19 protein-coding genes, 2 pseudogenes and 1 other annotated feature are annotated in these 21,321 nt (G+C 37.2%); of the genes and pseudogenes, 7 read left to right on the top strand and 14 right to left on the bottom strand.

Annotated features, from left to right (window positions below):
- Positions 1-55: 55 nt before the first annotated feature.
- The gene (locus tag IGI47_RS04785) at positions 56-1,669 is read left to right on the top strand and encodes an FAD-dependent oxidoreductase (RefSeq protein ID WP_438783510.1); all 1,614 of its coding nucleotides are present in this window, start codon (positions 56-58) and stop codon (positions 1,667-1,669) included.
- A gap of 409 nt (positions 1,670-2,078) precedes the next feature.
- On the opposite strand, the gene IGI47_RS04780 is transcribed toward IGI47_RS04785, so the two are convergent.
- The 11 genes and pseudogenes from IGI47_RS04780 to IGI47_RS04730 all read right to left on the bottom strand — a co-directional run bounded on the left by IGI47_RS04780 (position 2,079) and on the right by IGI47_RS04730 (position 12,760).
- Positions 2,079-3,074, bottom strand: coding sequence for a hypothetical protein (locus tag IGI47_RS04780; RefSeq protein WP_311930126.1), 996 nt, complete (start codon positions 3,072-3,074; stop codon positions 2,079-2,081).
- A gap of 155 nt (positions 3,075-3,229) precedes the next feature.
- Entirely contained in the window at positions 3,230-4,366 is a 1,137-nt protein-coding gene (locus IGI47_RS04775) for a 5-methyltetrahydropteroyltriglutamate--homocysteine S-methyltransferase (protein WP_311930125.1), read from the bottom strand.
- Positions 4,367-4,423: 57 nt separating this feature from the next.
- Positions 4,424-4,654, bottom strand: a binding site (T-box leader).
- 121 nt (positions 4,655-4,775) lie between these two features.
- On the bottom strand, positions 4,776-5,792 hold the full coding sequence (locus tag IGI47_RS04770; RefSeq protein ID WP_438784446.1) for a C39 family peptidase: 1,017 nt from the start codon (positions 5,790-5,792) through the stop codon (positions 4,776-4,778).
- Positions 5,793-6,148: 356 nt separating this feature from the next.
- A complete protein-coding gene (locus tag IGI47_RS04765; RefSeq protein WP_438783509.1) occupies positions 6,149-6,538 on the bottom strand; it encodes a hypothetical protein in 390 nt (129 codons plus the stop codon).
- Positions 6,539-7,006: 468 nt separating this feature from the next.
- Positions 7,007-7,483, bottom strand: coding sequence for a radical SAM protein (locus IGI47_RS04760; protein WP_438783508.1), 477 nt, complete (start codon positions 7,481-7,483; stop codon positions 7,007-7,009).
- 119 nt (positions 7,484-7,602) lie between these two features.
- Positions 7,603-7,851: pseudogene (locus tag IGI47_RS04755) on the bottom strand (SdpI family protein); the annotation flags it as partial.
- A 548-nt stretch (positions 7,852-8,399) separates the two neighbouring features.
- Positions 8,400-9,473 (bottom strand): ABC transporter substrate-binding protein, encoded by a 1,074-nt coding sequence (locus IGI47_RS04750; RefSeq protein WP_438783507.1) that lies wholly within the window; start codon positions 9,471-9,473, stop codon positions 8,400-8,402.
- On the bottom strand, positions 9,470-10,297 hold the full coding sequence (locus IGI47_RS04745) for an ABC transporter permease (RefSeq protein WP_005878070.1): 828 nt from the start codon (positions 10,295-10,297) through the stop codon (positions 9,470-9,472). The genes IGI47_RS04750 and IGI47_RS04745 overlap by 4 nt, the downstream gene beginning before the upstream one ends.
- On the bottom strand, positions 10,294-11,103 hold the full coding sequence (locus IGI47_RS04740; protein ID WP_438783506.1) for an ABC transporter permease: 810 nt from the start codon (positions 11,101-11,103) through the stop codon (positions 10,294-10,296). Before IGI47_RS04740 ends, IGI47_RS04745 begins: the two co-directional genes overlap by 4 nt.
- Positions 11,104-11,115: 12 nt before the next feature.
- On the bottom strand, positions 11,116-12,201 hold the full coding sequence (locus IGI47_RS04735) for an ABC transporter ATP-binding protein (RefSeq protein ID WP_438783504.1): 1,086 nt from the start codon (positions 12,199-12,201) through the stop codon (positions 11,116-11,118).
- A 16-nt stretch (positions 12,202-12,217) separates the two neighbouring features.
- The gene (locus IGI47_RS04730; RefSeq protein WP_104661101.1) at positions 12,218-12,760 is read right to left on the bottom strand and encodes a helix-turn-helix domain-containing protein; all 543 of its coding nucleotides are present in this window, start codon (positions 12,758-12,760) and stop codon (positions 12,218-12,220) included.
- Positions 12,761-12,999: 239 nt separating this feature from the next.
- Here IGI47_RS04730 and IGI47_RS04725 point away from each other — a divergent pair, with 239 nt between their 5' ends.
- From IGI47_RS04725 to IGI47_RS04700, 6 genes are all read left to right on the top strand, one after another.
- A complete protein-coding gene (locus IGI47_RS04725) occupies positions 13,000-13,989 on the top strand; it encodes an acrylyl-CoA reductase family protein (RefSeq protein ID WP_438783503.1) in 990 nt (329 codons plus the stop codon).
- Complete coding sequence (locus IGI47_RS04720; protein WP_311930118.1) at positions 13,986-14,738, top strand: phosphopantothenate--cysteine ligase; 753 nt, start codon at positions 13,986-13,988, stop codon at positions 14,736-14,738. The genes IGI47_RS04725 and IGI47_RS04720 overlap by 4 nt, the downstream gene beginning before the upstream one ends.
- Positions 14,739-14,888: 150 nt before the next feature.
- Positions 14,889-15,440, top strand: a complete 552-nt coding sequence (coaC, locus tag IGI47_RS04715) for a phosphopantothenoylcysteine decarboxylase (protein ID WP_311930117.1) — start codon at positions 14,889-14,891, stop codon at positions 15,438-15,440.
- A gap of 15 nt (positions 15,441-15,455) precedes the next feature.
- Positions 15,456-16,091, top strand: coding sequence for an ECF transporter S component (locus IGI47_RS04710; RefSeq protein ID WP_311930116.1), 636 nt, complete (start codon positions 15,456-15,458; stop codon positions 16,089-16,091).
- 188 nt (positions 16,092-16,279) lie between these two features.
- Positions 16,280-16,930: an SDR family oxidoreductase gene (locus tag IGI47_RS04705; protein WP_311930115.1), complete on the top strand. Its 651-nt coding sequence runs from the start codon at positions 16,280-16,282 to the stop codon at positions 16,928-16,930.
- A 4-nt stretch (positions 16,931-16,934) separates the two neighbouring features.
- The gene (locus tag IGI47_RS04700; RefSeq protein WP_438783502.1) at positions 16,935-17,918 is read left to right on the top strand and encodes an NAD(P)H-quinone oxidoreductase; all 984 of its coding nucleotides are present in this window, start codon (positions 16,935-16,937) and stop codon (positions 17,916-17,918) included.
- Positions 17,919-17,989: 71 nt separating this feature from the next.
- On the opposite strand, the gene IGI47_RS04695 is transcribed toward IGI47_RS04700, so the two are convergent.
- The 3 genes and pseudogenes from IGI47_RS04695 to IGI47_RS04685 all read right to left on the bottom strand — a co-directional run bounded on the left by IGI47_RS04695 (position 17,990) and on the right by IGI47_RS04685 (position 21,084).
- Complete coding sequence (locus IGI47_RS04695) at positions 17,990-18,196, bottom strand: hypothetical protein (RefSeq protein ID WP_438783501.1); 207 nt, start codon at positions 18,194-18,196, stop codon at positions 17,990-17,992.
- 75 nt (positions 18,197-18,271) lie between these two features.
- Positions 18,272-19,051: pseudogene (locus tag IGI47_RS04690) on the bottom strand (EndoS/ChiA family endoglycosidase); the annotation flags it as partial.
- A gap of 518 nt (positions 19,052-19,569) precedes the next feature.
- A complete protein-coding gene (locus IGI47_RS04685; protein WP_438783499.1) occupies positions 19,570-21,084 on the bottom strand; it encodes a flavocytochrome c in 1,515 nt (504 codons plus the stop codon).
- Between the last annotated feature and the right edge of the window lie 237 nt (positions 21,085-21,321).

The following is a 21,321-nucleotide window of genomic DNA, read 5'->3' as shown; positions in this document are numbered from 1 at the left end:
TTTGCTGTTTCACTTATAAAATAGTACTATCAGTATAGAAAAGGAGAGGATGTTGATGAAATTTGTAGTAATTGGCGGAGTGGCCGGCGGACCTTCATTTGCTACTCGTTTACGCCGCTTAAATGAAGAACATAAGATCGTAATCTATGAACGGGGAAAACATATTTCCTATGCAAGTTGTGCATTACCCTATTATCTGGGAAATATCATTGAAAACCGCGATACATTGATCGAACGTACTCCAGAAATCTTAAAGGTCAAGAATAATATCGACGTTTTGACAGAACATGAAATAACCGAAATCGATCCTGAAAAGAAACAATTAACCGTAAAAGATTTGCAAACAGATCAAGAGTCTGTGACTAATTATGATAAATTGATCATTTCTGCAGGTGCTCGTCCCTATTTTCCTGATATCACAGGTGTGGCAGAAGCAACAAATAGTTTTGTGTTACGAAGTGTCACAGATGCTGACCGCATCAAAACATTTATCCAAACACATGACCCTAAAAATGTTTTGGTTCTAGGTGCTGGTGTCATGGGACTAGAATTAGCAGAAAATTTCCATCATTTAGGAATGGACGTAACATTGGTTGATCATTTACCTCAAGTAGCCTATCCCTATGACGAAGAAATTGCTGATTTGATTTATGACAAGTTGGTGGAAAATAACTTGAAAGTTCAGTTAAATACTGAAATCAAAGAGATCCGCCGAAATGGCCAAGAAGTATTACTTTCTGACGGTTCAACATTGGAAACGGATATGATCGTATTTGCAGTCGGTGTGACACCAAATAACGAAGTAATCAAAACTGCTGGTATTTCGTTATCTGATACAGGACAGATTATTGTGAACGATCAATTGGAAACCAATATTTCTGATGTTTATGCGATTGGCGACATCATCGAAACAACAAGTGTTGTGACTGGTCAGCCAATAGCAAGCATGCTCTCCAGTGCTGCGAACCGCCAAGGACATTTATTAGCTGACATCTTGAACGGTACACCAATGCGTTATCGCGGCTATGTTGGCGCAGGGGTTGCAAAAATTTTTGATTATACCGCAAGCTATACAGGAATGACTGAACATGCCTTAAAAAATGCGGGAATCACTAACTATAAATCAATTTTTATTACCCCTTTTGATCATGCCTATTTTTATCCTGGAGCGACTCGCCTTAATCTAAAAATCATTTTTGATGCTGATTCCGGAAGAGTACTTGGCGGACAAGCGGTTGGTGAAAAAGGCGTTGATAAACGAATGGGAGAATTATCGGTCGCAATTACCGGTAACCTAACAGTCTTTGATCTACCTGATCTAGAACTCCCCTACTCACCCCCATATTCAACAACTAGAGATCCACTAAACATTGCTGGTTATGTGGCCATCAATCAATTGACGAATGTCATTGACACGATCAAGGTAGAAGATATTTCAGAAGAAGATTTGGCTCATGCTTTCTTCTTAGATATTCGTGAACCCGACAAAGCTCCTTCTGGAAGTATTCCTGCTACTAAAAACATCCCCCTGAACGAACTACGTGATCGGATTGCTGAGATTCCTAAAGACCGACCAGTTTATATCACATTCCGCAAAGGATTGAATACCTATACTTCTGCCAGAATCTTAGCTGGCTTCGGTATACATGCTGTCTTGATTGAGGAATAAAAAAGAGCCGCGGTGGAATAGCCGCGGCCTAGGAGTTTATTTTTACTTGAGGAGTAAAAATGAAAAAGCATTATAGGGTTACTTGTTGGTATGTCCATAGAATATAGAAAAAAAATGAAGAATTATCAATGAATATTTGCCTTTTTCTTGGCATAAAACTTAAGAAAATATAAACACCGATAAAAAAATTATGTAACGTTCTTTATATAACCCCTTTGGTCAAAAAGCTATTTTTTGACCAAAGGGGTTATTTATAGCCAGTTCATCGTATGTTATTGTACCAAGAGACGTTACACCTAGCATAAAGTGCCTCTCATCTCCTTACAAAATCAATTTTAAACTTGGATTCATCGATCATACTTCGATAGTGAAAAAAACATTTCGTTAATTCATTTGCCTCTCTTTATCATCATCGAGAAAAAACATACCATTTTCTTGCTTTCTGGATATTTTTTTGACACACTTTTGTTTCATTTTTTGCTTTATTTTGTATAAGCTGAATGATTTTTTTCTCTTGACTCTCTCCAGCATCTTTTTTATGTATTTCTCTTAAATTCACTTTGGGTATCTTGCTTTTCAATCTAGCTGTGATAATTTGTGGTGCTGGTTGATTTTCTTTCACTGATGAAGAGCCCACTTGCAGGGTCTCGGGATAAGTTTCCCATTTCTCCAACGTTTCATGCATATTCGCAAAATTTATAGTCATCTTACCCATCTTTAAAATCCCTGTATTCCCTGATACTCGCTGGCTATTTTCAGTCTTTCCTGTGGGAGTTTCATCTGGAATCCCATCTGAACAAGTCTCCCATTTTTCTGCTGTCTCATGCTTGTTAGCGAATTTTACAACATTTTTTTCATCTCTCAAGATAGCTGTATCTATTTGATAGTGTCGATAAGCGATCCGTCCAATTACTTCATCAAATGCTTTTTCATTTAATAATGGGTTTGCAATTTCATTCGCCATACACATCTGGAAAATTCTTTCTCTGATCGTTAGTGTTTGCTCTAATGCTTCGATGATCTCCTTGTTTCCAATTTTCTTGATAGCCTCTTTTTCAATAGCGATCCAGTAGTATTGATATTCAGCTAATGAAAGCATACCATAGCGATATTCTTTCATTTTCTTACGAAATTCTTCTGGCTCAGATTTAGAAAAATATTCCCCTAAATGAATGGCATATTCGCTCGTTTGTTTTAGACGCTCTCTCGTCTGTGCTGGAGAAAAATATATAACAGGATCATTGGGACTTGCAAAATAGTTTTGTTTCAATTTTTCAATTTTTTTAGTGAGTTCCTCGTACGTTAACTGTCCACTCTTGCTATTATTCTGTAAGGATGGCCTCTTACTGTCTAACTGACTGCCTATTTTTTTTCTAAACCATTCTTTGACTCCGATACGTATCACTCCTAACTTCAATAAGATACATAAATTATACGAACCATCTTACTTTTGTATAGGTCGATTTATCCTTACTGACCATCATAAAATGAAAAACAACATGAAAATAGGAGAGTACAACAGATAACTATTGTACTCTCCTTCTTCTAACACTTGAATTATTACTTGTCGTGCCAAACTTCGGTTGCAACTTTTTGTAATAATTCGATTTTTTTCCACTGTTCTTCTTCCGTTAAACGATTTCCTTCTTCTGTGGATGCAAAGCCACATTGCGGGCTAATACTTAAATTTTCTAATGGCACATACTGTTGTGCCTCTTCAATACGTTTCTTGATTTCACTAGGATCTTCTAATTCTGGAAATTTAGAAGTGACCAGTCCCAACACAACTTTACTCTTCTTATTCGTCCAATAACGTAGTGGAGAAAAATCACCAGCTCGGTCAGAGTCATATTCCAAAAAGAAGCCATCATAATTTGTTGCAAATAAATTTTTAGCAATCGGCTCATAGCCACCAGAAAAAAGCCATGATGAAGCATGATTTCCTCGACAAATATGTGTTGTCACTGTCAAATCTTCTGGTTTATCCGCCAATGCACCATTGATAATCGTTGTACAGATTTCAGCAACTTCCTCAGGATCGATCCCTTTTGCTTCAAGGGATTCACGCTTTGTTTTATCCGCTAAAAATGCCCAATTCGTGTCATCAAATTGCAAATAGCGACAGCCTCTATCATAAAATGCTTGGACAGCATCCTGATAAGTCGTAGATAAATCAGTGTAAAATTCGGTTAAGTCGGGATAAACTTCTTTGATTTTAGAAGTACCATCATTTGATAAAAGTTCTTGGCGTAAAATCATCGTTGGACTAGGAATCGTTGCTTTTGCTACAGATGTACCATCTGTTTTTACAACTTCTTTTAAAAAGGTAAAATCATCTAAGAAAGGATGATTCGGATCAAAAGAGATTTTATCTACTACGCGGATGTTATATGAAGGTGCTGCTTTTCCTTGGAATTTTTGGTTATAGCCTGTTTCTGGTACATAGCCTTCGATACCATTCAAGCCTTCTAGAAAATCAATATGCCAAAACCCTCGACGAAACTCTCCATCAGTGATTCCCTTTAATCCAACTGCCTTTTGGCTCGCTACTAATTTTTTTATTTCTTCATTTTCGATTTCACGAAGTTCTTCTTTGGTAGTTGTTCCTTCCTTCACTCTTTGTCTTGCTTCTTTGATTGATTTAGGACGTAGAAAACTACCTACGTGATCGACTGTAAATGGGATTGTTTGATTCATATTCGACACTCCTTTGAATTTTATAAAAAAAGCCCCTTTACTAGCAATACATACTAGTAAAAGGACGATTATGCTCGTGGTACCACCTTTTTTTAGAAAGATTTTTCTTTCCCTTCGTCTGACGATTTGATCAGTGGTCTCGTTAACGGGAGACTTCTTCGTTTTTGCCTACGTATCGACAAAAATCCTAAAAGGTCATTTTCACTAATCTTTTATTTAGCTTCTCTCACCAAACGAAGCCTCTCTTAAAACGACTCGATTACTTACTTTCCTTCTCAACGGATGTTATTTGATTGATATCAGGATAACATTTTTCAAAAAAATGTCAATTTTTTATAAAATAAACTTTGACTATTTTCTGTTGTTTCTGGAGTCAGCGCTCTTTTGCTCCAGTATCCTTTATTATTTTTTATCTCACAACTACTGCCATACCTGTCACATTAAATGCGTTCTCATAAGTAGAAGCATTGATCCATTTTGCCCCAAAAACAGGATCGACCACGTGATACGCACCATCTCTAAAACCATCAACTAGAACCACATGTCCGTTCCAGACTGCACGTCCCCAAGGCATTTGCTTAAATTGTGGAGAAGCGTAGTTATACGTGATCCAAGTAACAACTGGGTTGCCATTACGGATTTCATTCTTTATACCATTTGTGCCAGAACCTGTGATATTCACAGCATTTCCGCCTACGTTTTTAGCCCATTGCACAACTGGATCAGCCAACATGCCTTGATACGTACCATTTACATTGTAGCGCCATTCACCTGAATACCCATGATTTGGATTACCATCAGAAGCTTTAGGCATCGAATTAACGAAACTTGTTAAGGATTGATTGGTTGCGACTCCCTTATAGTGCAATCCTTCCAATAGTGATGCTCCTTCACATAACATCGTATCTCCTTGCCAAACTACTGGCACATTTAATACTTTATTATTTGTTGGTGCTGGTGTTGGATTTGCCTGGCTATTCGGCATTGCATACCAACCAGTCCCTTCAATGTTCCAGCCTTGGCGAGAAATCACATTCTTTTCATTTTGATCCAACGTGTAATGGTGCCAATTCACTTGACGGTTATATAAACGAGTGACAGGAACACCATTCGCTCCAGTGTAAGAATAAAAAGCAATTCCTTCATATGTCCAACCTGTATGACTGATTTGATCTCGCTCACCAACGTTAGTTGTATAAAAATGTTCGCCATTCGAACGATTGTACAAACGATACACCGGAGACCCAGTTTCTGGTGCTTGCCATGCCACACCTTCATACCGCCAACCATAACGTTCCAAGTTATCCCGCTCGCCAGTACTGCGCGTATACAAATGTTCGCCACTATAAGGATTGTACATACGGTACATCGGAATAGAGCTATCCGCAAAAGTTGCTTGACCGATAACAAAACTACCAACCATCATTGCACCCAATATCAAACCTTTCATTGCCATCTTTCTAATTTTTTATCCTCTTTTCGCTGTAAATATATAAAGCAAGTATAGCATGATAGAGGATACTAACAACTAAAAAATCATAAAAGAACATTTTTTAGTCATTTTTGCAAGGAATGAGAATGACTAAAGGTACAGATACATGTGCCGATTATAATACGACTAGTTCCTGTAGACGAAAGTTTTTGATTCCTCAGAGGTATCTTATTTTTTATAGGCCTTTGCACTTATTTCCGATACATCTTATTTAAAAATTCAATGAAAATAGATTTATCATGACTTTGTACAAAACATAATCCTTTTACTTCATGATATATTTAGCTAAATTAAGCAAATGAGTTACTTTCAATTTCATTAAAACATTCCATCATTTTTTGTGTGAAATTTTGGTTACTATATCTACTAATAACCTTTAATACGTTCTGTAAAACTGGTGAATGTAAGGTATATTCAGAAGAGTGAACTGAGGGCATCACTACTACAAAATTTGCTACAGCAGCCACTACACCTGCTGCCACAGCTTCCGCAACTATATAAAGATTTGTATAGTACCAACCAGCTCTAGAAATAGATGTTCCCACAGGTTCTAAAGGAACAATTATTTGAGCGTGTATAAGTAATTGTTGTATCATATCCATATCTTCTTTTTCACACGCAAGTTTAAATTCCGGATTATTGCTTAATCGATTTAGTTTTTTAAATAAATTCATATCCATAATTATTACTCCATATCGTTTAATTAAAATTTTTATAGAAAATCGTTTTTTCAATAAAATTCGACTCTATTTCATCACTTATTATTATTTCATCACTTATTATTCATATATTATTTCTAATCGTTTCCATTACTAATGGATTATTATATATATGCACAATATAAACATCGGTGACCAAGTTTAGGGATTTTAATTTTTTCGTTCCACTCTTTAGCTTTTTTAATTATGTGATAAGGCCCAACTAAAAAAATCCATTTTTTAATAAATCATCTAGTTGTTTATTTATCGCCTTTTCTAGCGGTATCTTTTCTATATTTCCCAACGACATCTCTCTAATTGAATGAATCGTTAATCCGCAACAGCTATAGATATTATTATCAGAATCAACAGAAATATTTGAGTAGAGATTATCACATCCATAATCCAGTTCACTTAAATTTATTTCATGGTTATTATGGCCGTATTTATTTATGTTTTTTGTAGATATCCAAGAAGAACAAATATAATTAAATAAATCTTTATTTTTTGAATCCATAATTTTTTTAATATTGGATTTAATTTCAAATCATTTTCACGGAATTTTGCAAACCTGTGCGTTTCTAACGATATAGAAACTGGTATATCTTGCTCTATAGCCATTAATGAACCTAATAGTACATTGTCTACTCGCACATACTTTTGGTGTTGATCACCTGTTGAAAAATTAATTTCTTTTAATCCTGCATCTTTTAGTTTTTTAGCATATTTCTCTGCTCTAACTGGATTAGATGCCCAATGACCATTTGTAACAAGCCTAGTTGCTAATCCATTTTTAGTTGCATAATTTATTCCTGCTATTAACATATTACCCAGTAACGTTGCTTCGCCACCAGTAAAAACAATAACCTTCACACACTCTAGAGAGATTAATTCCTCAATAATATGAATCAACTGTTGTGTATTCATTATGGAAGTTTTTTTCTAGAGCAATTAAAACAGCAATCTTCACATTCTGCTGTACATTTATAAGTAGTAATAATTCCTGCACTGCTCGGCATAATAGCTTTTTCTTGCTTATTTTTTCCATTTTTAGACTTGTCTCCATATACTAGAAATAGTTGTGTAATAATTGCAGAAATAACGATTCCAATAATAGATATAAAATTTGACACAGAAACATTTATTATATTGAAAAAATAAAGAATTAAAGAAAATAAACTAATTACAATGATTCCTCTATAAAAAATAGTTTGTGAATATACCCAGTTTTTGTTAGAAGACATACTCCGTTTCGTTCTAAATCCTATTCCTGCATTTCTACTCTTATCAAAAATTCAAATATTTAGAAGCGATAATACTGCTATTATTAAGATAAATAGCTATACTGATTCAAAAATCCCCCTCCTAATAAAATTAATTAAAATATCAAAAATTATGTGAAAATAATAACATATATGATTTAATATCCCTGTTTTTTCATAAAAAGTGGTATTAGGAGCATAATCGTTTCAGTTTGGAGTAACCTATTAAATTTTAGAGAAATATTATAAGTAACATTAGCCTACACGAAACAGAACGAATGTTCCTTAATGAATAAGAGATATTTTTATTAACAAAGGTAGGAATATTATTAAAAAAATTGATAATGGTTATTTATTAGATGTTAATCTGGACATCGACCAAAAAAAAGGAAGAAAAAGAGTTAAAGTTGGTACAAAATCAGTATTTTATTTAATTTTACTCTGGTAGAAAAAATAAAATAACGCAAAAAAAGCGCCTAAAAAGACGCTTTTGGTAGAAAATTGGAAAACTGAGCTTTCAGAAGTACGTAAATAAAGGTTTTTGATCACCGAGTTTTCCCCAGTTTTATTGAGTTTTGCCATCATTTCCGATACATCTTGAATTCCAAGAACAAGTCATTATAGATGCCTAGATATTTTGGTCCGAGGTCTTCATAAACTTCTAGGTGGGAGATCGTATCGTCTGAAGGATAAAATTGTTCATCTTCAGAAATCTCCTTTGGCAATAATGCTTTCGCTTTTTTATTTGGTGTTGAATAACCGATATATTCGGCATTTTGCGCTGCATTTTCTGGTTCTAACATGAAGTTGATAAAGTCATAGGCACCTTCTTTATTCTTAGCTGTTTTCGGCATAACGATATTATCGAACCATAGATTTGAGCCTTCTGAGGGAATCACGTAATGCAAATGTTCATTTTCAGACATCATATCTGCAGCTTCACCGGAAAAAGTGACTGCCACAGAAGCTTCTTCATTGATCATATACATTTTGATCTCATCCGCAACGATTGCTTTTATATTAGGGGTCATCTGGTTCAACTTGTTAGCCGCTTCATTTAACTGATCTCTATTTTTGCTGTTCAATGAGTAGCCAAGACTATTTAATGAAAGTCCCATTACTTCTCGTGCGCCATCGATCAGCATCAAGCTATCTCTCAATTCTGGTTTCCACAAGTCATTCCAATGTTTGATCTCATTTTCCTTGAACATTTTATCATTGTAAACGATACCTAATGTTCCCCAAAAATAAGGGACGGAATAGGTGTTGTTTGGATCAAAATCCTGATTCAAGAAGCGATCATCAATGTTTGCTAACCCTTTGATTTTTGTATGATCTAACGGTAGCACAAGTTTTTCTTTGATCATTTTTTGGATCATATATTCACTAGGGATGGCGATATCATAATTCGTTCCACCTTGTTGGATCTTCGTGAACATTGCTTCATTTGAATCAAACGTTTCATAGTTGACTTTGTATCCAGTTTCTTGTTCAAATTTAGTGATCAAGCTAGGATCAACGTAGTCCCCCCAGTTGTAGATCGTGACGATCTTAGCACCACTCATCCCGCTGGCCTTCTCTAGTTGACGAACGCCAAAAAGCAAAACCACGATGATGACTAGGATACCAATGAATAATGATTGTAATTTTTTCATCGTAAACGTGCCACCTCCTCACGTCCGCGACGGTTCTTTCTTAATTTTTTCGGACGGTTTTCTTTGCTAATGAAATAGTAGCCAATTACAAGAATCATTGAAAATAGGAAAACAAGTGCGCTTAATGCGTTGATTTCCAGACTGATTCCTTGGCGCGCGCGTGAGTAGATTTCTACGGATAAGGTCGTGAAGCCATTCCCAGTAACAAAGAAGGTTACTGCAAAATCATCTAGTGAATACGTAAATGCCATGAAATAGCCTGCAATGATCCCAGGTGAAAGAAACGGCAAGATGATATTTTTTACAACTTGTAGATTATTGGCACCCAAATCTCTTGCAGCATCAACCATCGAATCATTCATTTCCTGTAGCTTCGGCAATACCATCAGAACGACGATAGGAATACTAAAGGCAATATGTGAGAGTAAAACACTTTGAAATCCTAGGCCAAATCCTAATAAAGTAAAGAAGATCAAGAAACTAGCACCTATGATGACATCGGGTGAAACGAGTAAAATATTGTTCATACTTAGCAGAGCCGTTCTTGCTTGCCTTTTTTTCGTGTAATAGATGCCCATTGCACCAAATGTTCCAATGATCGTCGCAATCAAAGCTGATAAAAAAGCCAACATAAACGTGTTCAGTACAATGATGATCAACCGCGTATCGTCAAAGACTGCTTGGTAATTTTCCCACGTAAAACCAGTGAAACTGTTCATCGTGCCACCAGCATTGAAGGAATAAAAAATCAAATAAAAAATCGGCAGATATAACAAAAGAAAAACAATTGCTAGGTAAAGATAAGACCATTTGATTTTTTTCATCGTGAACGGCCTCCCTTCTTCTTCTCACCCGTGAGTAACATAACGATAAACATGGCAATGATCAGAATAACGCCGATTGTTGAGCCCATTCCCCAGTTTTGAGTTACCAAGAAATGCTGTTCGATTGCTGTACCTAGTGTGATCACTCGATTTCCGCCAATCAAACGAGTCAGCATGAACAATGACAAGGATGGGATAAACACAGCTTGCACACCACTCTTCACACCGTTTAAAGATAATGGAAAAATGACCCGACGGAATGTTTCAAAATTATTTGCTCCTAGATCACGACTAGCACTGATCAACGAAGGATTCATTTCTTCTAGCGCATTGAAGATTGGCATGATCATAAAAGGAATTTCTATATAAGTAGCTACAAATAAAAAACTAAAGTCTGTAAACAAAATCTGCCTTAGACCGATTCCTAAAAAGTCAAAAAAGTGGTTGACACTTCCATGAATACTAAAGATTCCAATAAAGGCATACGCTTTTAATAATAAATTGACCCATGTCGGTAAGATGATCAACATCAACCACAGTTGCTTATGTTTTAGTTTAGTTAAAAAATAGGCAGTTGGGTAACTGATGATAAGAGTAAAAAAAGTGATCAAAAAAGCATACCAAACTGAATTAAGTGTCATTGATAAATAGGTGCCTGACGTAAAATATGCGGCATAGTTACTTAAAGTGAACTGACCGTTCATATCAAAGAAAGATTGATAAATGATCAGCAAAACTGGCGCAATAACAAACAATCCTAACCATAAGATATAAGGGACTGAATAGATTCTACGCATTGTTTTCATTATTGTCCCTCCTTACTCTTCATAGCTCTCCAAACGAGCATCGAATTCTTCTTCTGTCTCGTTGAAACGCATCACATGGATATCTTCTGGTTCAAAGACTAAGCCAACTTGACTACCTTCTTTGGCTTTTTTTGTGGAGTGTACCATCCACTCATTTTGCTGTTCATCGTAACAAATGATCTCGTAATGGACGCCGCGGAAGAGTTGTGTGTCAACAGTCACGACTAGTTTTCCTTTGTCTGGAGTGGTGATTGTCAGATCCTCTGGGCGTAATACCACTTCTACTGGTTCATTAGGGCGCATCCCACCATCCACACACTCAAATTGTTTACCAACAAATTCCACCAAATTGTCTTCGATCATCACCCCATTGACGATATTGCTTTCTCCAACAAAATCCGCAACAAAATGACTGATTGGTTCATCGTAGATATCGACTGGGGTTCCACTTTGCACGATTTTCCCTTTATTCATGACGAAGATCTCATCACTCATCGCTAGTGCTTCTTCTTGGTCGTGAGTCACAAAAATAAAGGTGATTCCTAATCGTTGTTGTAATTCTCTTAATTCATACTGCATCGCTGTACGCAACTTTAGATCCAATGCAGACAGTGGTTCATCTAGCAATAAGACTTTAGGTTCATTCACGATTGCTCTGGCAATTGCAACTCTTTGTCTTTGACCACCGGACATTTCACTGATTTCACGGGTTTCATATCCTGGTAGTTGGACCATACGCAGCGCATCTTTTACTTTTTTTTCGATTTCGCCTTTATTCATTTTCTTGATTTCCAAACCAAAGGCAACGTTATCGAAGACATTCATATGTGGAAACAACGCATAATCTTGGAAAACCGTATTTACTTGGCGCTTGTTTGCTGGCAAGTCATTTAGTCTTTTTCCTTCAAAATAGATATCGCCTTCTGTCGCTTCCGTGAAGCCTGCAATGATTCTTAAAATCGTTGTTTTACCACAGCCAGAAGGACCCAGCAATGTGTAAAATTTTCCTTGTTCGATCTCGAAACTTACATTTTTTAAAATTGATTCATCGTCGTAGCGTTTCACTACTTGATCAAATGAAATAATTGGGTTTCCCACTATTTAACCTCCTAAATTACAAATACGATTGTGTAGCAACAATCAATGCTTTGGTCCGTTTCGTTTGATGATTCCTTAACTGATGGTGCTTTGTTGCCTGGTAATAGATTGATTGCCCTGCTTGCGCTACGTATTTTTTCTCTCCTAAGCTTAACTCTAATTCCCCTTCCAACACAAAAATAAACGTTTCTGATCGTGAAGGTTCGAATGTTTTATATTCTCCTGCCTTTTCAAAAGTCAATAAGACAGGTTCCATTTCTTTTTCATTTGAATCTGATACAAGCCACTCTAATTCGTAGCCATTTTCCTCATCTTGATAAATCGTGTGGTCTTCTTTTGAATAAACCACTTGCTGATTCACAGTATCTTGATGGAAAAATTCTTCAGGTGTCACACCGAGTACTTCAAGAATAGAAAAAAAAGTTTCCATTGATGGGGAACTTAAATCTCGTTCCAGCTGAGAAATATAACCTTTGGACAAATCTGTCCGTTCGCCTAATTCTTCCTGAGTCAAATTTTTTTGGATCCGTAGATTCCTTAGCTTATCACCAATCTCCATCTCATTCCTCCTCATTGAAGTTTTCTAATAGTAAACACAGAGTTTACTATCACTCGTACTAGTATACAAATTTTAGTTAAAAAGACAACCCTTTTTACAAAAAAATTCTTCAAAAAAGTCTAGTATTTTCCCATTTATTAAATTTCTTTTTTTTTGGTAATAAAAGCACAGTGAACCCCCATAAAAAGGAGAACTTTATGGTATGATAAAAGAAAATTTTGAAAGGAACAGTCGCATACATGAATAAATTTAAAACGCTTCAAATAGAGAGTGTGCCTACCTTCCATTCCGCTATCGTTGAACAAGAAAAGCCGCTCCTAGAAGACGGTGAAGTCTTTATTAAAGTAGAATACTCAGATGTCAATTACAAAGACGCACTAGCAAGTAGTGAAGCAGGTGGTGTGATCCGCTCTTACCCTATGACGCCAGGCATCGATTTGGCGGGCATCGTTGTAGAAAGTCAAGATGAACGCTATCAGTTAGGTGACCCTGTACTTGTCACAGGCTATGGACTAGGAGTTTCTCATCCAGGTGGGTACAGTCAATATCAGAAAGTGCCAGCAGACTGGATCGTTCCACTGCCAGCTAACTTGGCTTCCCGCCAAGCAATGATCTTAGGCACAGCCGGTCTCACGGCTTCTTTATGTGTCAATGCACTAATCGAACAAGGGATGAATAAAACAGATAAAATCGTTGTAAGTGGTGCTACTGGTGGCGTTGGCAGCGTGGCTATTGCTCTATTACATCAACTTGGCTTTACTTCTGTTATTGCTTTGACACGGAAACAACAAACGACAGATTGGTTAACTGATCTAGGTGCAACAGAAGTTGTTTCTCCAGAAGAGTTCTTACCAGAAAAAACAAAATCTTTGGGCAAACAACAGATCGACTATCTGATCGATACAGTAGGTGGGGCTCAATTGGCGAAACTTCTTCCTCTGATTTCCTATAATGGGGCAGCCGCTTTATGTGGGAATGCCGGTGGTATAAAACTTGAAACAACTGTTTTACCGTTTATCTTACGTAATATCCAATTGATTGGGATCGACTCGGTAAATGTTCCCCACGCTGATCGTAACCGAGTTTGGCAACAATTAGCTGATTTGGCCATTACAGATGTCCTTCGTGTCAAAGAGATTTCCCTTGAAGAGCTGCCAGAAATCACTCAACAGCTTTTGTCTGGCACACATCAAGGACGAACTTTAGTAAATGTAGGTGGGCAAAAATGAAGATATTGATCACTGCTGGTGGTACTAGCGAAAAAATCGACCAAGTCCGATCGATCACGAATCATTCCACTGGTCGCCTTGGAAAAACGATTGCTGAAGCTTTTGTACATTCTTCTTGTGCGAGGATCGACTATGTTACAACCGCAAATGCTGTGAAGCCAGAAACCCATGAAAAAATCAAGTTGCACTTGATTGAATCTACACTAGAACTCTTTACGGTTTTAAAGGAATTATTGAAAAATAATACCTATGATGCAATCATCCATAGCATGGCAGTTAGTGACTTCACTCCAGCTTTTAGCCTTTCAGAAGAACAATTGGCTACATCGATAACGAAAGAGCCACTATCACCTGATACTCTTCCTGAGTGGTTCATGACACAAGAAAATGTGCCTCAGCAAGATGAAAAGATTTCTTCTAATACAGAACATTTAGTGATCGTATTGAAAAAAACGCCAAAAATCATCAGTTATCTACGTGAGTGGCAGCCAACAGCTAAAATCATCGGCTTCAAGCTATTAGTTGATGTTTCAAAAGGACAATTGTTAGCAGTCGCTCAAGAAAGCATCCTAAAGAATCGCACAGACTATATATTGGCAAATGATCTCACAGAAATCACGGGGCAATCTCACCATGGTTATTTGCTTTCAGCAAATGGCGAAGTCAAAGAAGCTCAGACAAAACAAGAAATCGCTGAATTGATCGTACAGACGATCAGCCAAACGAATATTTCTGATGGATCAAGCTAGATATTTTCAGTAAAAAGGACCTACATTCTTTTTATTTCATTAGTTTTCTAAAAAGATATGTTGGGTCCTCAGAAAAAATCAACTTGTTGACACCTTTTGCTCGCTTGTTAAAATAGAAGACATCTTGATTCACAAAAAGGAGGATGAACCATGAAAAAAATACTTTTAGGCATTACTGGCAGTATCTCCGCATATAAAAGTGCAGATATTACGAACCAACTCGTGAAACTTGGCTATCAAGTTGATGTGATCATGACAAAAAGCAGTACGCATTTTATCACTCCGCTTACCTTACAATCCTTATCAAAACGTGCAGTACATACTGGTGTTATGCAAGAAAAAGAACCGAGTGTCATCAATCATATCGAGTTAGCAAAACAAGCAGATTTATTATTGATTGCTCCTGCAACTGCGAATATCCTAGGAAAACTAGCCAATGGAGTCGCAGATGACCTGCTCTCAACTGTCGCAATGGCACTGCCTGCCAAAACACCTAAATTGATTGCGCCAGCTATGAATACTAATATGTATCAAAATCCAATCAATCAAAAGAATCTCGCTACTCTAAAATCAGTAGGATATCAAGAGATCGAACCTAGAGAATCTTTACTAGCTTGTGGTGATTTTGGCAAAGGTGCACTTGCGGATATCCAAGTGATCATCGATCAAGTCGTTACAACAATCAACAACAGAATGGTTTAAATTAAAGGAGGCATTATGAAAAATACAAAGAACTTTACATTGACTGCTATGTTTTTAGCAATTTTGATTTTACTAGCTGTAACACCACTTGGTTTTATTCCTATAGGCCCCATCAATGCTACGACGATGCATATTCCTGTGATCATCGCTTCTATCGTTCTCGGACCTCGTTTAGGCGCTTTTTTAGGAGGGTCTTTCGGCTTGATAAGCATGATTCGTAGCACGGTAGTACAAACACCCTTATCTTTTGTTTTTTCTCCGTTCATTCCAGTGATTGGCACAGATCATGGTAGTTTAAAAGCATTGCTGATTGCTTTTATCCCACGGATCCTTATTGGGGTCGTTCCTTACTTCGTCTTTAAAGGAATGCAAAAACTGATCAAAAACAAAGTCAATACTGTTTCTCTCTTTATTGCTGGTCTAGCAGGATCACTTGTGAATACGATTCTAGTGATGAACATGATTTATTTCTTATTCCAGCAAGACTATGCTCAAGTGATCGGCAAAAATATCAACGCTGTTTATTCCGCTGTTCTAGCGGTTATTTTCACCAATGGAGTCCCAGAAGCCATCGTTGCAGGACTCGCAACTGCAGGTGTTTGTAGCGTATTGCTCCGTTTGATCCGTACGAATCCACAACCAAAGATCTAGTCGCATACAAAAGCTTGTTTATCTTTATAAGAGACCCTTCTCTTTATGGATGAACAAGCTTTTTATTTTATAAGTAAAACCAGCTACCAAATCTACTAAAAAACCACCGATATTTTAAGAGTTCAAATCTAACAAAATTTCAAATTAGTGTTATCATGGTTTTGATTGCTATAGAAAGGAAGATTAAAATGAAAATTTTTGTCGTAGGTGCCAATGGACAAATTGGCCGCCACTTAATAAAAGAACTTGCATCCTCTAAACATCAAGTCGTTGCTGGTGTCAGAGATGTCGCAACTCAATCTCTTATAAAGGATTCGAATGTCAGCTATGTTTCTTTCGATTTAACATGGACTCCTGAAGAAATGGCACAGTCATTCAAAGGGAGTGATGTGTTGATTTTCACCGCTGGTTCTCAAGGAAAAAATCTTTTACAAGTTGATCTAGATGGCGCAATCAAAACAATGATCGGAGCAGAAATTGCCAATGTATTCCGTTATTTGATGATCAGTGCTGTCTTTGCAGATGATCGAAGCAAATGGCCAGAATCGATGATCGACTACTACATCACGAAACATTATGCAGATGAATGGCTCAAGAATCGTACTTCTTTGGATTATGTCATTATCCAGCCTGTTTCATTGACAAATGACGAGGAAGTGACACCCGTTCAATTAGCCAAACCAACGGAAGAAACTGCTGAAACAATCAGTCGCAAAACCGTCGCAGCCATCTTGACTGCTTTGGTCGACCAACCAGAAATCAAAAAAACAACGATCGTAGTATCCGAAGGCAATGATGACCTTTCAAGTACTCTTAAAAACTGGCATCAGGGGGAATAATTTTATGCGAGCAATAACATTCAAACAACCGGGAGCAGTTGATGTCCTTCAAGAAATTGATGCACCCAAACCACGCCCTGAAAAAGGACAGCTTTTGATCAAAGTCCACACTGCAGCAGTGAATCGGACCGATATCATGCGCCGGGAATCAACGGATCAAGAACCCCCTTATCCCATTTTAGGCGTAGAAGTTGCAGGTGAGGTCATTGAAAACAAGAGTGAAGACAGCAAATTCACTCCTGGTACACGGGTTTGCGGCTTAGTTAATTTAGGTGGCTATGCCGAATATGCTGTCATGCCTGCTGATCGAGCAATTTTGCTTCCCGACTCTTTAGATTACGTGGCTGCTGCTGGAATCTCCGAAGTGTTTCTTACTGCTTACCAGACCCTTTATTGGTTAGGAAAACTGCAAGAACATGAAACTGTATTGATCCATGCAGGCGCTAGTGGTGTCGGTACAGCAGCCATTCAATTAGCTAAACGATTGTCGAAGGCAAAAGTGATCGTTACCGCTGGTTCAACCGAAAAGCTTGCTTTTTGTCAAGAACTGGGCGCAGATGAACTGATCAACTATAAAACTCAAGACTTTGAAAAAGAAGTTCAAAAAATAACGAACGGTCGAGGCGTGGATGTCATTTTAGATTTTATTGGTGCTTCTTATTGGCAAAAAAATCTCACTTCGATCGCAGTTGATGGCCGATGGGTCTTGATTGGCATGTTAGGCGGCACCATCGTTCCAGAAATAGATTTGGGCATATTGATCTCAAAACGGGTGCAACTGATAGGCACCTTGTTAACCCCCCGTAGTGATTCCTATAAAGCACAATTGACTCAAGAATTCATGGACAATGTAGGCCCTTATCTTGCAGATGGTCAAGTAAAGCCGATTATAGATAGTACTTTTCCTCTTGATCAAGTGAAAGAAGCACATGAATATATGGAAGCCAATAAAAACATTGGAAAAATCATTTTAACGATTCAATCATAAAAAAACACAAAAACCAGCAAGCAGTTACCTCTCAGGTCGCTACTTGCTGGTTTTGTTTTAGTGCCAATCGATCAATTCATCAATGACCATTCGTAAATTGGATCATACTCAGCACTCACCCCATCCGTTCCAAAGTGTTCACTTGATCCTAGTAATACTTTATTTACTTCATAGATTGATTTTGCTTGGTTGATCTTTTCTTCCACAACTGCTTGATTCAAATCGTTGTTCCCTATACGCTTCCAGTGGTGGTTCGCTATCTTTTTCGCTTGCTCCAAGGTAAAACCTTTCGCTTCTAGAATTGCTGTCTTCGTCCATAAAAAATTAGAAGGAATGACATGATTCAAGTCATGCTAATTGTACGTACGGCCATCCCGATCCAATGCATATAGAAACATCCCGTATAGATGATTGTCTGCCGTGTACTTTGCTACTTTATATAAATTACTTTGTTCGTAAGGTTCTCCTGTATCATACCAACGATTATGATCTTGTTCTTCAGGGAAAGACAGTCCAGGCATGAATCGTTCTTTGGGAATCAATTTTTCATAGTCATTGATTGCCTTTGCTGTTCTACCTGCATCAGAGCCATATTGCTGATACCCTAAATAGGTAAAATGTTCGGCGACATTTTGTAATGGACCTGTATTTGAACCATTCGTGTCGTAAACAAAAACGGTATTATTATTCGCTGATGGTCCGATATAGCGTGCTAATGCTCGAATCACTCCATCAGACAAAGCAATATCAGCTTGACTAGGGAATGTCTCCATATCAATATCTAAACCATCTATACCATAGGCACGGACATGTTCATCTAATAGTTGATTCGCATATGCGTCAAATTCTTGTCCCGTCGGAAAAGTACCACTATATGGTATTTTCAATAGCACAGAATAATCGATTGCTTTCGTTAATTTCACACCACGGGCATGAAGAGTTGGTACGTAGCTTTCTTTTAATTTTTTGAAAAACGGTGCCGCACCAGCTTCTTGTCCTTCAGGAACGTAACTGAAAATATTCACAATATCAATACCATAAGGAATATCTTCCATCGATAACCAATTTTCATCTGTCAAACTAGTATTAACGCCTTTCATCTCTTTATCTCGCCAAGCACGATAATAGACCATCATCTTGGGAGAACCACTCTGGACTTGCGCTGATACTTTTGTAGAAAAAACTAATGTACCCATTACAGTCAGTAAAAGTAACATATAAAGCTGCATTTTATTCATTTTTTCCCTCCTATTTTATAAGTCCAACTACCTTGCAAAAAAAACATTGGCAAAAAAGAAAACGCTTTCCTAATTGATTATATAAAATTTTCTAGTAAACCGATAGGACATTATTAAAAAAAGAAAAAATATTTTTGGAAAAAAAGAACTTTCAGCAACAAATTTAGACTTTCATATTTTTCGAACCGAATGAAGCATAGCGACTTGTTTAGTGCTAGTCTGCTTTCTTCATATCCTGAATTAAGGTATTAAAATAAGCCGTAAATCACAAAAACGGCTAAAACCAGATTCGTGACTTACGGCTTGCTATCTTGGAATAATAAAGAAATCAATTAGCTCGTTCGTTTACAGTGGATTCTTTATATAGGAACTTAAATTCCTTCTCCCTCAACGAGCGAGTTAAAACTTTTATCTCAATTTTCAGCTGCATATTTTGCTGCTTGTATCCCAGCTTGACGACCGAAGATAATGATCTCAGCGACTGAATTACCGCCAATACGGTTATTTCCATGTAGTCCGCCGGTTACTTCACCCGCAGCGTATAACCCTGTGATTGGTTGTTCTTCTTTATTCAATACTTCCGTATTCGTATTGATTTTTATTCCTCCCATTGTGTAATGGATTCCTGGAGCAATTTTGATTGCATAGTAGTTAGGTTGTGACAGATCATGATCCATCGCTGTTGTCCGATTAAAATGTTCATCTTTTTTCGCCGCAACAGCTGTATTCCAAGTTTCTATCGTCTGAGATAAATCCTCTTTTGGAAGATTCATTTTTTCTGCTAATTCTTCGATACTTTCACCAGAAGTCACATAGCCTTTTTTCTCATAAAAATCAATTGCTTTCGCGCGGTCTCTCACACCTTGATCAAAAATCAGATATGCCGATTTTTCTGGCAAAGCTGTGATAGCAGCAGATACTTTATCTCTTGTATCCAACTCATTGACAAACCGTTTTCCTGTTTGATCGACTAAGATTGCCCCTTCGCCACGAACCGCTTCTCCTATCAAGACACCTTCATCTTGTTGAACCGTCGGATGGATCTGAATTTTATCCATATCAACAGTTTGTCCGCCTAATTTTTCGATCATTGTGATTCCGTCACCGGTTGAACCGGATTGGTTGGTGGTAACGTAGCCCTCTAGATCAGGACGATATTTTTTGATAAATTCTTCATTAGCACCGAATCCGCCAGTAGTTACGATAATTGCTTTACCAGTAATATCTTTAGGTTTTTCCCCTTGGACTTGGACAGTCACTTCATTGACCTTTCCATCGTTTTCTTTGATGTCAGTGACATCTGTATTTACAAAAATCGGAATATTTCTTTCATGGACATTTTTTAGTAATCCTTCGACAAGGTAGCCACCGATTGCTGAGCCATCAGATGGGCGATGCGTTCTTTTTTCACTCATTCCACCTGTGATCGTTAAATTATCTAACTTGATATCATTTTGATCTAACCAGTTGATTGCATCGGCTGAGTGATCAACAAAATAACGAAGAAGTTCTTTGTCATTTGTTCCTCCGCCTCCTTTTAATGTTTCTTCATAAAAAGCATTATTTGAATCATTGATTCCATTTTCTTTTTGGAATTTTGTTTCTGACGCATTCATACCACTTGATGATTTAGACGTATTTCCACCAGCAACTGGCATTTTTTCAAAAATAACAGGATTTAATCCAGCATCTTTCGCTTCGATTGCTGCCGACATCCCCGCACCGCCAGCACCAACGATAACGATATCGTACGCTTTTTTCATTTCTGTTGGGTCTGTATAGGATTGTTCCGATGCCCCTGATGTAGCTTCTGTTTTCTCAGTTGCTTTCGTGCTCGATGAGGTCGCGGCTTCCTTTTTATCAGGACTACAAGCTCCCATCGCCAACACGGATGTCAAAACCATTAAACTTTTTACTACTTTTTTCATTTTTTCCCTCCTAAAGTAATTCTTCTCCCTTATAATAAGTGAATATTTTCACAATATCAACAATGATTTTAATCTTTCTTGACAAAAAGGTTAATAAAATAATTATTATGAATAAAAAAGCTTTTCTACCGACCATTTTGCATTTGTTTTGCCTTTCGAACAAATTTGTCACTTGACTCTCTTTCAACTAATTATTTGCTGTTTCCAGTTCAAAAAGTTGTGGTTCGTTCTTGATAA

It is taken from the genome of Enterococcus sp. AZ191 (assembly GCF_051713845.1).
Lineage (GTDB): Bacteria > Bacillota > Bacilli > Lactobacillales > Enterococcaceae > Enterococcus_B > Enterococcus_B durans.
Note: the sequence above shows the minus strand (reverse complement) of the source record. Positions and strands in the feature narration are given on the sequence as shown.

Bases quoted from the DNA above. Each gene is read 5' to 3' on its own strand.
- IGI47_RS04785 (WP_438783510.1), top strand. From the start codon at position 56: ATGAAATTTGTAGTAATTGGCGGAGTGGCCGGCGGACCTTCATTTGCT.
- IGI47_RS04775 (WP_311930125.1), bottom strand. From the start codon at position 4,366: ATGAATCAAACAATCCCATTTACAGTCGATCACGTAGGTAGTTTTCTA.
- IGI47_RS04770 (WP_438784446.1), bottom strand. From the start codon at position 5,792: ATGATGGTTGGTAGTTTTGTTATCGGTCAAGCAACTTTTGCGGATAGC.
- IGI47_RS04765 (WP_438783509.1), bottom strand. From the start codon at position 6,538: ATGGATATGAATTTATTTAAAAAACTAAATCGATTAAGCAATAATCCG.
- IGI47_RS04760 (WP_438783508.1), bottom strand. From the start codon at position 7,483: ATGAATACACAACAGTTGATTCATATTATTGAGGAATTAATCTCTCTA.
- IGI47_RS04750 (WP_438783507.1), bottom strand. From the start codon at position 9,473: ATGAAAAAATTACAATCATTATTCATTGGTATCCTAGTCATCATCGTG.
- IGI47_RS04745 (WP_005878070.1), bottom strand. From the start codon at position 10,297: ATGAAAAAAATCAAATGGTCTTATCTTTACCTAGCAATTGTTTTTCTT.
- IGI47_RS04740 (WP_438783506.1), bottom strand. From the start codon at position 11,103: ATGAAAACAATGCGTAGAATCTATTCAGTCCCTTATATCTTATGGTTA.
- IGI47_RS04730 (WP_104661101.1), bottom strand. From the start codon at position 12,760: ATGGAGATTGGTGATAAGCTAAGGAATCTACGGATCCAAAAAAATTTG.
- IGI47_RS04725 (WP_438783503.1), top strand. From the start codon at position 13,000: ATGAATAAATTTAAAACGCTTCAAATAGAGAGTGTGCCTACCTTCCAT.
- IGI47_RS04720 (WP_311930118.1), top strand. From the start codon at position 13,986: ATGAAGATATTGATCACTGCTGGTGGTACTAGCGAAAAAATCGACCAA.
- coaC (WP_311930117.1), top strand. From the start codon at position 14,889: ATGAAAAAAATACTTTTAGGCATTACTGGCAGTATCTCCGCATATAAA.
- IGI47_RS04710 (WP_311930116.1), top strand. From the start codon at position 15,456: ATGAAAAATACAAAGAACTTTACATTGACTGCTATGTTTTTAGCAATT.
- IGI47_RS04705 (WP_311930115.1), top strand. From the start codon at position 16,280: ATGAAAATTTTTGTCGTAGGTGCCAATGGACAAATTGGCCGCCACTTA.
- IGI47_RS04700 (WP_438783502.1), top strand. From the start codon at position 16,935: ATGCGAGCAATAACATTCAAACAACCGGGAGCAGTTGATGTCCTTCAA.
- IGI47_RS04685 (WP_438783499.1), bottom strand. From the start codon at position 21,084: ATGAAAAAAGTAGTAAAAAGTTTAATGGTTTTGACATCCGTGTTGGCG.